Annotated in this window: 14 protein-coding genes; 5 read left to right on the top strand and 9 right to left on the bottom strand. The window is 42.9% G+C overall.

Going from position 1 to position 12,655, the window contains the following annotated elements:
• Positions 1-46 precede the first annotated feature (46 nt).
• Genes CXM95_RS06820 through dnaX form a run of 8 tightly spaced genes read right to left on the bottom strand, consistent with a single transcriptional unit; the run spans position 47 to position 5,888 of the window.
• Complete coding sequence (locus CXM95_RS06820) at positions 47-394, bottom strand: DNA replication initiation control protein YabA (protein ID WP_077452675.1); 348 nt, start codon at positions 392-394, stop codon at positions 47-49.
• A gap of 19 nt (positions 395-413) precedes the next feature.
• Positions 414-1,214, bottom strand: a complete 801-nt coding sequence (locus CXM95_RS06815; RefSeq protein ID WP_005236620.1) for a PSP1 domain-containing protein — start codon at positions 1,212-1,214, stop codon at positions 414-416.
• A gap of 29 nt (positions 1,215-1,243) precedes the next feature.
• Positions 1,244-2,176, bottom strand: a complete 933-nt coding sequence (gene holB, locus CXM95_RS06810; protein ID WP_005236622.1) for a DNA polymerase III subunit delta' — start codon at positions 2,174-2,176, stop codon at positions 1,244-1,246.
• A 14-nt stretch (positions 2,177-2,190) separates the two neighbouring features.
• Entirely contained in the window at positions 2,191-2,520 is a 330-nt protein-coding gene (locus CXM95_RS06805) for a cyclic-di-AMP receptor (protein ID WP_005229817.1), read from the bottom strand.
• A gap of 32 nt (positions 2,521-2,552) precedes the next feature.
• Positions 2,553-3,200 (bottom strand): dTMP kinase, encoded by a 648-nt coding sequence (gene tmk / locus CXM95_RS06800; RefSeq protein WP_005229815.1) that lies wholly within the window; start codon positions 3,198-3,200, stop codon positions 2,553-2,555.
• A 20-nt stretch (positions 3,201-3,220) separates the two neighbouring features.
• Positions 3,221-3,817, bottom strand: coding sequence for a recombination mediator RecR (gene recR, locus CXM95_RS06795; protein WP_005229813.1), 597 nt, complete (start codon positions 3,815-3,817; stop codon positions 3,221-3,223).
• Between the two features lie 14 nt (positions 3,818-3,831).
• Complete coding sequence (locus CXM95_RS06790) at positions 3,832-4,146, bottom strand: YbaB/EbfC family nucleoid-associated protein (protein ID WP_005236633.1); 315 nt, start codon at positions 4,144-4,146, stop codon at positions 3,832-3,834.
• A gap of 20 nt (positions 4,147-4,166) precedes the next feature.
• Positions 4,167-5,888, bottom strand: a complete 1,722-nt coding sequence (dnaX, locus tag CXM95_RS06785) for a DNA polymerase III subunit gamma/tau (RefSeq protein ID WP_016621226.1) — start codon at positions 5,886-5,888, stop codon at positions 4,167-4,169.
• A 283-nt stretch (positions 5,889-6,171) separates the two neighbouring features.
• Between dnaX and CXM95_RS06780 the strand changes: the two genes are divergently transcribed.
• The 5 genes from CXM95_RS06780 to CXM95_RS06760 all read left to right on the top strand — a co-directional run bounded on the left by CXM95_RS06780 (position 6,172) and on the right by CXM95_RS06760 (position 11,452).
• A complete protein-coding gene (locus CXM95_RS06780; protein WP_016621227.1) occupies positions 6,172-7,401 on the top strand; it encodes an SPFH domain-containing protein in 1,230 nt (409 codons plus the stop codon).
• Positions 7,402-7,417: 16 nt separating this feature from the next.
• Positions 7,418-8,539, top strand: coding sequence for a hypothetical protein (locus CXM95_RS06775; protein WP_008381609.1), 1,122 nt, complete (start codon positions 7,418-7,420; stop codon positions 8,537-8,539).
• Complete coding sequence (locus CXM95_RS06770) at positions 8,536-9,357, top strand: TPM domain-containing protein (protein ID WP_005236637.1); 822 nt, start codon at positions 8,536-8,538, stop codon at positions 9,355-9,357. Before CXM95_RS06775 ends, CXM95_RS06770 begins: the two co-directional genes overlap by 4 nt.
• 97 nt (positions 9,358-9,454) lie before the next feature.
• A complete protein-coding gene (locus CXM95_RS06765) occupies positions 9,455-11,005 on the top strand; it encodes an ATP-binding cassette domain-containing protein (RefSeq protein WP_016613270.1) in 1,551 nt (516 codons plus the stop codon).
• Between the two features lie 9 nt (positions 11,006-11,014).
• Entirely contained in the window at positions 11,015-11,452 is a 438-nt protein-coding gene (locus CXM95_RS06760; protein ID WP_101698928.1) for a helix-turn-helix domain-containing protein, read from the top strand.
• A gap of 95 nt (positions 11,453-11,547) precedes the next feature.
• Here CXM95_RS06760 and CXM95_RS06755 read toward each other — a convergent pair whose 3' ends face one another.
• Positions 11,548-12,516: a pyridoxal-phosphate dependent enzyme gene (locus CXM95_RS06755; protein ID WP_005236650.1), complete on the bottom strand. Its 969-nt coding sequence runs from the start codon at positions 12,514-12,516 to the stop codon at positions 11,548-11,550.
• Positions 12,517-12,655 lie beyond the last annotated feature (139 nt).

Raw genomic sequence — 12,655 nt, 5'->3', positions numbered from 1 at the left:
TGGAAACTGATCTTTTTTCTAACGAACCTATTAGACTGTCAGTCAGTTATTTGCCGCTTTCACGATAGATCACTTCTAGACAAAATGCACAAGGTTCATCATGTTCTCTGCGAGAACCGTATAAGTCATAACAAACATGAAATCCTTCTTCGTAAATCTTTTCTAAATTCATTCGTGATTTAGAAAGTTCTTGTTTGACCGATTCAGCGGGTGCATCTGCCACTTGGTTCAACTCACGAATGTGTTCACGTAAGCGTTGATTTTCCAATTCTAATGTCGTATTTTTTTCGACGATTTCTTGCAAAGACTGCTTCATTTCCGCTAGATTATTTAAGGAATTTTGCAACTCCGATTCTAACTGATTCAATCCGTCATATATTGATCGTTTGTCCATGCTCATTATGGTCACCTACTTATTTTGTCACTAGTTCTTCATAATCATATTCGATTGGTGTTTGCCGATCATGCAAACGGACTTTGATCACTCGGCTCAACAGGTCCAGCCCAACCACACGTCCTTTGCCATCTGGCGTTTCAACTTCCTTGCCGCGATCCGGCAATTCTTTTTTCGCCCGCTCATATTCTTCACTTTCATACTTAAGACAGCACATCAAACGACCGCATAATCCTGAGATTTTCGCAGGATTCAAGGAAAGTCCTTGATCTTTAGCCATCTTGATGGATACAGGGATAAAATCCCCTAAAAACGTCGCACAGCATAGTTTGCGACCACAGGGCCCAACTCCGCCTAGTGCCTTCGCTTCATCCCTGACACCGATTTGGCGCAGTTCAATCCGGGTATGAAATTCACTTGCCAAGTCTTTGACTAATTCGCGAAAGTCAACACGGCTTTCTGCAGTAAACGAAAAAATCAGTTTTGTCCGCTCAAAGGTATAGGCTACTCGAATCAGTTTCATTGGCAACTGATGTGCGCGGATTTTTTCTTTTCCAATTTTTAACGCTTCATCTGCCGCCTTTTGATTGGCTGCTGCCTGTTCCAAATCTTTCTTCGTCGCCCGACGTAAGATAGGTTTGACTACCTGAGGCAAATCGCTCTCATTCATTTCTCTGCTTTTGGTGACGACTGTGGCAAGACATTTAGCATCTTGTGATTCCACGATGACTTGGTCATTTATAGTATAGGTCTGTTTTTTCGGTGTGTAAAAATAAATCTGGCCTACGTCATGATAACGCACTCCGACAACTTCGATCATCTCTGGTCTCCTTTTCCGGCTGCTGCGTTTTATCCATAGATGATTTTCACGGAAAATTGTTCTGCCACACCTTGGAAAGACACATTGGCTTGCAACTTTTTTTGTGCTTGCAATGCGGCTTCAATGGCACGATTGATCTCTTTTCCCCATAAACCTTGCCCCAACAATCGATCCCGCTCCTCTTGAAAGTAAAATAACAAGAGCAAAAAGATTTCTGATTGCTGATTTTTTTCTTTTGCTAGACCCAATAATTTTTTCTGAACAAAAATAAATGCTTGCGGGTCTTTCTTCAAAAGGTAATTCACCCAACGCTTAACAGCATCCTTAGTTTCATTAAACCATTCATCTTGCGAGATTTCAACTGCTTTATGATAACTATTGGTCAAGTGGCTTAGAAGTCGGCTTGTCTCTTTAGAAAGTCCCTCTTCTTGTAACTTTTCTTGCAGTTTTTCTTTTGACAAAGGAGAGAAATGAATGATCTGACAGCGAGACTGGATGGTTGGCAAAATACGACCAAGGCTCTCCGTTTCTAAGATCGCCAGAAAGTTTCCCACTGGTTCTTCTAAAAACTTTAGTAAACTGTTGGCAGCGCTGTTGTTCATTTTGTCAGCTTGAGACAAAATAAAGATTTTCAAACGGCTTTCAAAGCCGCTTTTTGAGAACTCCTCTTGCAGCTGTCGAATCTGGTCGACTTTGATCATCTGCCCATCAGGTTCAATTTGGATAACGTCAGGATGCTCTCCTTGGGCGATCCGTAGACAATTGCTGCATGCACCACATGGCGCTTCTTCTTGTACATTGGCACAAAAAAGGCGTTTTGCGAGCCATAGACTTAGTTCATGCTTGCCAGTCCCCTTGTCCCCTTCAAAAAGATAAGCATGAGCAATGCGCCCATGCTTGATACTTTTTTTTAGTTGGGCAAAAACAAGAGGCTGGTATTCTTGTAGAAATAACTCCTCCATGAAATGCTCCTTTTTTAATATTGATGGAATCCGTCAACTGGCAGCACGAATACGGTGGCGCCACCGACTTCGACTTCGACTGGATAAGGAACTTGACCATCTAAGGATATATCTAGTGACATCGGTGTCGAGACATATTGCTTTCTTGATTGACAGGTTTTTTTAATCAATTCTAACGCATCTTGCACACGGTCATCTTCAATACCAATGATAAACGTACTATTACCAGCCTTTAAAAAACCACCCGTTGATGACAATTTTGTAGCACGGATATTGGCATCAATAAACTCATTTGCCAAACGATTACTGTCTTTGTCTTGTACGATTGCCATAATTAATTTCATGGGACCATCTCCTTTGTGTTATCCAACCTACCCTAGATTGATTTGAAGTAAGCAGGATACGATTCAACGATTGCTGAATAGCTGGATTCAACAACTTCTTGTAACCCCATTCTAGCATCAATCTTATGAATGCGTACAGGATTTTCTTCCGCTAGCTTTAGATACGCATGACGAACCCGTTGATGAAACTCCAATCCTTCCGAATCTAGTCGGTCATATTGATGTGCACGATTTTCTTGGATGCGACGCAAGCCAGTATCAGAGTCAACATCTAGATACAAGGTAAAATCAGGGGTCGTTCCTTCCGTCGCAAACTCGTTGATCCGTGCGATCTCAGGAATCCCGATGCGACGTCCAGCTCCTTGATAGGCAAGCGAACTGTCAACAAAGCGGTCACAGATCACGATGTGTCCGGCGTTCAATGCCGGCAGGACAACCTCAATCAAGTGTTGGCGGCGTGCCGCTGCATAAAGTAAAGCTTCGGTCCGCTCATCCATTTCTTCATTTCGCGGATCTAAAATAATTTTACGAATTTTTTCAGCGATTTTAACTCCGCCAGGTTCTCTTGTTTTAACGATTTTTCTTGTTGCTTCAAGCTGTAACCGAGGATACAATTCTTCGATCACACTGGTTTTTCCAGCACCATCCGGTCCTTCGATGGTTATAAACAATCCATTCACCCTAATTGCCTCCAATATCTTTATAATTCTCGGCGACCTTCTACTGCTTTTAGCAAGGTCACTTCATCCGCGTATTCAATATCGCTGCCCACAGATAAGCCATGAGCCAAACGCGTGACTTTAATACCGGCAGGCTTGATCAAACGCGACATATACATCGCCGTCGCTTCGCCTTCCGTGGTCGCATTGGTCGCAATGATCACTTCTTTGACCTGATCATCATGCAGCCGCTGTATCAGGGATGCAATGTTGATATCTTCTGGACCTGTCCCTTCCATCGGGGATAACACGCCATGCAGCACATGATAAAGTCCATGATACTCGCGGACTTTTTCTAATGCCATGACATCTTTAGGCTCTTCAACTACTAAAATCGTTTCTTTGTCTCTTGTGGGATCACTGCAGATTTCACAAGGATCTTCTTCCGTTATATTTCCGCAAATACTGCAAAAGTGCAAATCTCGTTTAACACTAAGCAACGATTTAGCAAACTCATTGACGACTTCTTCTTTCATATCAATCGTATAAAATGCCAAACGTGTTGCGGTTTTTTGTCCAATTCCCGGCAGTTTCATGTAACTGTCGATCAATCGGGCGATCGGTTCAGGATATTGCACCGTCATTTCTCCTTTTATAGACCCGGAATGTTTCTTGTATATTTGCCCATTGTTTGTTCCGATTCTTTTTCAATTTTCTTTAATCCGTCATTGATGGCTAAAATGATCATATCTTGCAGCATTTCCACATCGTCAGCATCAACGATTGCTTCATTGATAGCAATGTCTTGTAACGTCTTATCGCCAGTAAAGGTCGCTTTGACATAGCCATTTGTCGATTCGCCGATAAATTCTTTGCTGTTTAGTGCTTCTTGTTCTTTCATCATTTCTTTTTGCATTTTTTGCATTTGTTTCATCATGCCTTGCATATTTCCCATGCCTCGCATCATTATTCATCACTCCATATTCATTAATTTTCTTCAATGCTGGTTAATTCACCAAATAACTCTTGCGCTTTTGTTACTAAGTCGTCATTTTCTGGTTCGACAGGAGCGGCTTCGGTCTCTTCTTGCTCTACTTCAATTTCTGACTCTTCCGTTGCTTGACCGCCAGCCAAAAACTCTTGTCGTAGCGTCGGCCAACTTTCTTTTGTAATAAAGACAGCCTGTGGGGCGTAGTCTTTGATCATACGGGACAATTGATTATGGATCATCAATTGAAACTCTTGGTCGTTACTTGCTCGCTGACATAAGATCTCATAGTCAAAAGCGATCACGACGCCCGATTCGCTGGCAGCTTTTGCTTCACTGGAGTGCAGCATAGCTCTTTGCGTCACGGAAAGAGACATCAAAAGATCGTCCCAAACATTACGAACATTTGCCAAGTCTTTCTTCGTTGCACTTTTCAGCACTTGGAACACGCGTTCCTTTGGTAAACGGAACGTAGTGGTCGCCTTGGTTTTCTTCACTGGCGCGGTGGTTTCAGCAACGGCACCTGTCGGTCGATTCTCTTGCAGTCGTTGCACCTCTGCCTGAAGTTTTTGCAGTGCTTGACGTAACTGCGCCACTTCTTGACTATTGTCAGCTGAATTGCTGGCAACAGCAGCACTTTCTGGATCATTGGCTAATTTGACCACAGCCACTTCCAAATAGATCGTAGGATTGTTCGTAAATCGTACTTCATTTTGCGTATCGTTTAAGACCGTGATCCAGTGATAGATTTTTGCTGGCGGGGTAATTTTTGCCAGTGTTTGAAACGCTTCAGTCAACTGCAGAGACTTTTCAGATAGCAGCTGCGGCGCTTGTTGATACATCAGCAAGTCTCGACAATAAACCAACAAGTTTTCCAATAAACGGCGGGCTTCTTTACCAGAGGCTAATAACTCCCGCAAGGTCGCTAACGCATCGGCAACTTCTTTTTCCCCACAAGCCTGCATCAGACGGTCCATCATTTCATAGGACAAGCTGCCCGTCACTTCTAAAGCATCTTGGGTCGTTACGGTTCCATCACTAAAAGCGATCGCCTGGTCGGTGATACTCAAGGCATCCCGCATACCGCCTTCTGCGGCTCGCGCAATGATCTGTAAAGCTTCTGCTTCGTAATTGATCTCGCTAGTAGTAAGGACCGTTTCCAAATGACCCACGATGTCTTGCGTATTGATCCGTTTGAAATCAAATCGTTGGGTTCGGGAAATAATCGTTGCTGGAATCTTATGGGGCTCTGTTGTTGCCAAAATAAAGACAACATTTTTCCGTGGTTCTTCCAATGTTTTTAGTAATGCATTAAATGCGCCTGTTGACAGCATGTGCACTTCATCAATGATATAAACTTTGTATTCTGCTTGGGTCGGTGCATAGTTCGCACGATCACGAATAAAGCGAATTTCTTCTACACCGTTGTTACTTGCCGCATCGATTTCGATCACGTCTTCTTGCGTTCCTGCTGTGATTGAGCGACACATGTCACACTCATTGCAAGGCTCGCCATTGACTTGGTTCGGACAATTGATGGCTTTGGCAAAAATTTTCGCTGCACTTGTTTTCCCGGTTCCTCGAGGGCCCGTAAACAAGTAAGCATGCGAGATTTGATTTTGATCGATTGCATTTTTTAAGGTTTGGGTAATTGCTTTTTGTCCGACAACATCATCAAAACGCTGAGAACGCCAAACACGATATAATGCTTGATAGGCCATAGTTTTCCACACTCATTTCAAAATTCGCTACCTTCTATTATACGTAATATCAGCTAAAAAAACCACCGTTTGCGTGGTGGAATCTTAAAAGAAATGGAAATTTAATTCGAAGAGCCATTCCGCGCGCTTTCACTCACTATATCCTTTTATTCCTCCCTATTTTCAAGAAAAAAGACCATTCCTCTTCTCCAACTTTAGACTGATAACGTAAATCTCACCTCCTATGGTATAATGAATCTACGTTCATCTATTGTGATGAAAACAATTTAAAGGAGGACTGAAAATGGGTATTATCAAAGCGGCAACAAGCGCAATTGGCGGCGGATTAGCAGATCAATGGCTAGAGGTGATCGAGCCTGACAATATGAGCGATTCGACAGTAATGACAAAAGGTGTCAAAGTGCGGCGTAATGACAAACGCGGTTCTAACAGAAAAGGCACGGAAGATGTCATCACTGATGGGTCAGTGATCCATGTCTATCCGAATATGATGATGTTATTGGTTGATGGCGGGCGAATCATCGATTATACCGCTGAAGAAGGCTACTATACCGTCAAAAATGAATTAGCGCCTTCGATGTTGAATGGTTCATTGAAAGATGCGATTTCTGAAACCTTCGACCGCTTTAAGTTTGGCGGCGTTACACCACAAAAACAACAAGTTTTTTATATCAATCTTCAAGAAATCAAAGGAATTCGCTTCGGTACTTCATCGCCTTTGAACTATTTTGACAACTTTTATAACGCAGAGCTATTCTTACGGGCGCACGGAAACTATTCCTTACGAATTACCGATCCAATTTTGTTCTATACGAATGCGATCCCAAAAAACAAAAGTCAAGTCGATATCAACGACATCAATGAGCAGTACTTAGCTGAATTTTTGACCGCCCTACAAACCGCGATCAACAAAATGTCCGCTGATGGCGAACGAATTTCTTACGTTCCATCTAAGAGCATGGAATTAAGCAAATATATGGGAACAGTTCTTGATGACAGCTGGCGAGAACTCCGCGGCATGGAAATCGTTTCTGTTGCCGTAGCGAGCATCTCTTATACGGATGATTCCGTAAAACTGATCAACATGCGGAACCAAGGGGCAATGTTAGGCGACCCTTCGATTCGTGAAGGCTATGTTCAAGGTTCGGTTGCTCGTGGTATGGAATCTGCCGGTAGCAATGCCGCTGGGGCTACGACTGGGTTTGTTGGCATGGGCATGGGGATGAACGCTGGCGGCGGTTATTTGAACCAAGCGTCTCAAAACAACCAGCAGCAGATGCAGCAGCAACAGGCTTCCGCACAAAACAGCGCAGATCATTGGGACTGTCCACAATGCGGCACCTCTAATACTGGTAAATTCTGCAGCAATTGCGGGACGCCAAAACCAACGAGCGATGGACCAAGCCTGAAAATGAAATGCAGCGATTGTGGTGAAGTGATCGATTTAGCCAACGGCATTCCAAAATTCTGTCCGAATTGCGGCAAACCTTTCAAAGGTGTCCCAGTAGACTAATTGAGGAGGATTGCTGATGGATGTTATCACACATAAGTGCCCCAATTGTGGGGGCGCTTTAACCTTTGAACCTGGTGATCAAAAATTTCATTGTCCATTTTGTCTGAGTATTTTTACTGAAGACGAAGTCACTGCCTTCGAAGAAAAGCAAAAAGAAGCGCAGATGGCCGATACTCCTGTCTCAGATCCTTCTGCAGCGACCGAGACTGAACCGTCCCTTCAAGAAGAAGTTAGAGAGCAAGCCGATGCACAAGCGGGGCAGATGGACCTTTTCACCTGCCCCAGCTGCGGTGCTGAAATCGTGACGGATGCGACTACAGCCGCAACCTATTGCTACTTTTGCCATAACCCGGTCGTTTTGTCGGGACGGCTTTCAGGAGAATTTTTACCTAACAAAGTCCTCCCTTTTGCCATCGAAAAGGAAGAAGCAACTGCGAAATTCTTAGAATGGGCGCAAAAGAAAAAATTTGTGCCACGGGATTTCTTCGATCAAGCACAAGTAGAGAAATTGACTGGTGTGTACTTCCCTTATTGGGTCGTCGATGCTGAGATGAATGGCTCGCTTTCAGGTATGGGTACCTCTTTGCGTATTTGGCGCGTTGGTGATATTGAATATACTGAGCACAAACAATACGATGTCTTGCGACGAGGAAAAATCAAGGTGAATGAATTGCTCAAGCATGCGCTGTCAAAAAACGTTCAGCAAAAAATGGTGACTGGCGTTCAGCCGTTTCCCCTTGAAAAAGCTGTTAATTTTCGCAGTCAATATTTAGCCGGCTTCCAAGCAGAAAAAAGAGACATTGAATACATTGATCTTTCTGACGAAGTCAAAAACGAATTATCGGGTTATGCTGAAAATCTGCTAGCAGGTACCGTCAATGGCTATACTAGTTTTAAACGCAACAATCGTTCCATCAATCTAACAAAAGAAGAAAACAACTACGTTTTGCTTCCTGTATGGCTAGTGACCTATCGAGCCGATGATGAAAACAAGAGTGCCTTTTATTATGCGATGAATGGGCAAACCGGAAAAGTCAGCGGTGTTTTACCGATTAGTTACAAGCGCTTGGGAATCGTCAGTGGCGCAATTTTCGCGGCAACGACCATCCTCGCATTGATTGGAGCGTATTTCTTATGAAAAAACTATCTTATTTGTTGTTACTGCTGGTTGGTTTTTTCTTAACCGCCCTGCCCGCCTTCGCAGCCGAAGAGACAGTCGCAGACCACGCTGGACTCTTTACCGAACAAGAGATCCAGAAGTTGAACGAAGAAGCAGAAGCGCTGAATGCAAAGATCAAAGGCGAAGTTTTTATTCAAACAACAAACAGCAATACGGGAGATATCGAGTTGTACACTGATCGATATCTTTCAAGACGGATCGGCAACGACAACAACGGTTCGGCATTGGTGATCGATATGGCGCAACGGAAATTTCACGTTTCGACTTCCGGAAATATGATCGATTATCTTACCGATTCACGTCTAGATAAGCTACTTGATGCGGTATTTGACCAGATGGCAGAGGGAAATTATTATCAAGCTGCATTGGTCTATCTGCAAAAAGCAGAGGGTTTTGTGGAAGCAGGTGTTCCTGCCGATCATTATCGTATCGATCGTGATACCGGAAAAATTACTTATTACAAAGTGATAACGCCACTAGAAATTGCTATTTGCTTAGCGATCGCGGCAGTGATCAGTATCGCTTTTTTCATCATTGTTAAATCCCGTTACCAATTAAAAATGGGCGGCTACAAATTTAACTATCTAGAAAAATCAAGTATTGATCTGACCCAAAAAGAAGATCGCTTAGTCAATTCCTTTGTCACAACCAGACGCATCCCCCGTCCTTCGAATAATGGTGGAGGCGGTGGTGGCGGTTTTTCTGGCGGCGGCGGTGGCAGTACGACCCACTCTTCTGGTGGCGGAACATTCGGCGGCGGCGGACGCAGCTTTTAATTTTTCAAGAGTTCCTTTAATCAGGAACTCTTTTTTTGTTGACAATTTTCATAAAAACATCTACTATTTAGGAAAATATAGGAAATGAGTTGATTATATGTTTGAAATTATTAGAAACAATAAACTTTTTATCAGTTTGAGTAGTTTGCTAGTTTTTTTGACTGTCCTGACAAACCTCGCTTTCCCTTTGCTTCTACAAGAAGATCACGCACTGCGCTTTGATCATCTCGTCGGCTTATTAGCGTTCATATTAAGTATTACTTATTGCGCGCAATTCTTATTGATTGTGATGAAAGAGCGCTATGCAGCTTCGATGAATGTTCGCCATCTCTTAGAATTGTTAAAAAAAATGAAAAGGAAGAGTTATGTAGAACTCTCTGAAAAGGAGCCCACTTATCTATTAAACCGCATCTTTGGCGTTGTTGATTCCTTATACTTGTTTATTTGCGGTAGTTTTAGCGAAGCCATTCGCTGCTTTTTCTTATTGCTGATCCCACTTTTTTTGTGTTTCCAATTGCATTATTTACTGGGTTTCATTTTACTATCGCTATTTCCCATCAATGTTTTTGGGTTTCGATGGATCAATCAACAGTTGAGTATTAAGATGAAAAATATGCAAGAAGCATTTGCTCTTAGCAATAAGGAAATGTTAACAACATTGTCCCATATTGATACAATGAAGCAATGGAGTGACGCTGTTCTTGAGCAGCTGTTTTCCTCTCAATTGACATCGATGTATCAAACATTAGCAAACACCAATACTTTTGCCCAAACGACTAGTTTAGTCCTTAATGCGATCAATCAGATCGCCCAGATCGGCGTCTATTTGTTTATGATTCAAGGAATATTACAAGATGAACTGCCAACCTCTGCGTTGATTTTGATTGGCGTGCTATTACCCATTTACTTTTCTGCATTAAGTGGTTTAACGAAAATCAATCTTGATACAGCTACTCTGAGGACCAATCAACGTTTTGTTAACGAAGAATTGGCTGCTCCCGATGACCGCTGGAACCAAACGTGTGAAGCTACTCTGAGTCTTACTTTCGACCACCCTGTCGTATCCATTGGCAACCACAGCTTTTCCTTTCCCATTGAAGAAACCTTGAAACCTGGTGAACATATTTACTTGGCTGGCGCTTCAGGAAAAGGAAAATCAACGTTTTTAAAGGCAATTGCTGGCCTTTATCCATCAGAAGGAATTTCGCTTTCAACGAAGAGTAAACGCATCAAGCCAAGAAACCCTGAAACAGATAAAACCCTCTACCTTGCTCAAGACCCTACGATTCTCTCTCGGACAATTGAAGAAAATCTTGTATGGGGAAGAAAAATGACGGGAGAAGAAAAAACAATTATCGAAACCTCTGGTATTTTAGCGCCCATTTTTCAACAGCGCTCATGGACTAGCAGGCTTGCGGAAAATGGTGCCGACTTGTCTGGAGGAGAAAAGCAAAGAATCGCTCTAGCTCGCATATTATTAAGTGATGCCGAAATCATTCTTTTAGACGAAGCTACCAGCAGCCTTGATGATGAAGCTGCCGAAAAGATTATGAAGTGTTTAAAAAAACATGCAGAAAAACGCATGATCATCTATACTAGTCATAAGAAAGAGGAGCAACGCTTTTGTGATCGTACAATCGCTTTGTAGGAGGAACCGATGAAAGATTATTATACCGTTGAAGAAGTCGCTGAAAAACTGGGCGTAACGACTCGAACCATCCGAAATTATCAAAAGACCAACCAACTTAAAGGGACAAAAATTGGCGGGCAGTGGCGCTTTTCTTACAAAGATGTGGCTTCGTTTATGGGCGAACCATTTGAAGATCCCCTGCTTTCTTTTGCTTCAATACGTTCAGAAAAACAGATACCCGAAAGCTTACTTGCCATTGATTTCTTTATTGAATCAGAGGAATTGCTACAACAGCAAAAAAAAATCGTTATTGATGAGTTCAATGCACTTTACTCAGGGGAAAGTCGGCGTTTTTACTTTGAAAAAATCAACCCAACGATGGCACGATTTACATTGGTCGGACCGTTGAAATATGTAACAACCTTTGGACAGTGGATCGAAACAATACTTTCTCTCCCAAAGTAATCATCTGAGCGCCTGCTTTGAATTTAAAAGAAGAGACCCAATTAGGAGAATGTCTAATCAGGTCTCTTCTTTCTTTTTTGGAAGGCTTGTTGCACTCAGATGATTTCCTTAAACACAGAGAAATCAATATTGCCGCCGGAGACCAATGCCACAGTTTTCTTTCCTCGAAGCAAATGATCGATCTGTCCGCTTAAAATCGCCGCCGTACTTAATGCACCAGCCCCTTCTGCGATGACTTTTTCCCTCAATGCTAAGTAATGGATCGCTTGTTCGATATCGGATTCTTCAACTAAGACCGTTTCATCGATACGGGTCTTTAAAACATCATAGGTCAGTTCCCCTGCCAAAGCAACATCACAGCCATCGGCGATCGTTCTACTGCGGCGATTGGCTACTAGCTTTTGCTGCCAAAGTGAGGCGATCATGCCATAAACGCCATAGGATTGAACGCCGATGATTTTGACTTCTGGACGAAGTTCTTTTAAGGCTAAAGCAATCCCAGCAATCAACCCACCACCGCCGATGGGAATAATGACATTATCAACATCTGGAAGATCCTCCAACAGTTCGATCGCAATCGTTCCTTGCCCCTCCATTACTGCACGATCATCAAAGGGAGAGACAAATACTTCGCCACTATCTTTCATGGCGTCTAGTGTCAGTTGTTTGGTTTCATCAAACGTCTCTCCTGCTAAAACGACTTGTGCGCCATAACTTCTTGTCGCCTCTATTTTTGTTTTGGCAGCCGTTAATGGCATAAAGATTCGGACATTGATCCCCAGTAACGATCCGGCGAGAGCAACACCTTGCGCATGATTTCCTGCAGAACAGGCAATGACACCGCGAAGTTTTTCTGCATCAGTCAATGACGCGAGTTTGTTATACGCCCCCCGCGCTTTAAAGGAGCCGGTACGCTGTAGATTTTCTAATTTCAAAAATATCGTGCCCTCTTTTTCTTTGCCTAAAATATTACTTGGTGCAAGTGGTGTATGGATCATGATTGGTTTCAATCGTCGATACGCAGCAGCGATCCCCAGACTGTCCGTCAACACTTCCTCAATCACAAACGTTCCCCCTTTTTTGTTTTTTTATACTCTCATTGAAGCACAGAACTTGTAGAAAAACAATCTGGGGAACTCGTACAAGCAAAGATCGGTTCCCCTTTCTTTACACGTCACTGTCACCAAATATTCTTACAGAAGA

The sequence above is a fragment of the Enterococcus sp. CR-Ec1 genome (genome assembly GCF_002850555.1).
Lineage (GTDB): Bacteria > Bacillota > Bacilli > Lactobacillales > Enterococcaceae > Enterococcus_D > Enterococcus_D entomosocium.
Note: the sequence above shows the minus strand (reverse complement) of the source record. Positions and strands in the feature narration are given on the sequence as shown.

Coding starts and splice junctions, on each gene's coding strand:
- CXM95_RS06765 (WP_016613270.1), top strand. CDS start 9,455: ATGTTTGAAATTATTAGAAACAATAAACTTTTTATCAGTTTGAGTAGT.
- CXM95_RS06805 (WP_005229817.1), bottom strand. CDS start 2,520: ATGAAATTAATTATGGCAATCGTACAAGACAAAGACAGTAATCGTTTG.
- CXM95_RS06760 (WP_101698928.1), top strand. CDS start 11,015: ATGAAAGATTATTATACCGTTGAAGAAGTCGCTGAAAAACTGGGCGTA.
- holB (WP_005236622.1), bottom strand. CDS start 2,176: ATGGAGGAGTTATTTCTACAAGAATACCAGCCTCTTGTTTTTGCCCAA.
- CXM95_RS06790 (WP_005236633.1), bottom strand. CDS start 4,146: ATGATGCGAGGCATGGGAAATATGCAAGGCATGATGAAACAAATGCAA.
- dnaX (WP_016621226.1), bottom strand. CDS start 5,888: ATGGCCTATCAAGCATTATATCGTGTTTGGCGTTCTCAGCGTTTTGAT.
- CXM95_RS06775 (WP_008381609.1), top strand. CDS start 7,418: ATGGATGTTATCACACATAAGTGCCCCAATTGTGGGGGCGCTTTAACC.
- CXM95_RS06820 (WP_077452675.1), bottom strand. CDS start 394: ATGGACAAACGATCAATATATGACGGATTGAATCAGTTAGAATCGGAG.
- CXM95_RS06780 (WP_016621227.1), top strand. CDS start 6,172: ATGGGTATTATCAAAGCGGCAACAAGCGCAATTGGCGGCGGATTAGCA.
- CXM95_RS06815 (WP_005236620.1), bottom strand. CDS start 1,214: ATGATCGAAGTTGTCGGAGTGCGTTATCATGACGTAGGCCAGATTTAT.
- CXM95_RS06770 (WP_005236637.1), top strand. CDS start 8,536: ATGAAAAAACTATCTTATTTGTTGTTACTGCTGGTTGGTTTTTTCTTA.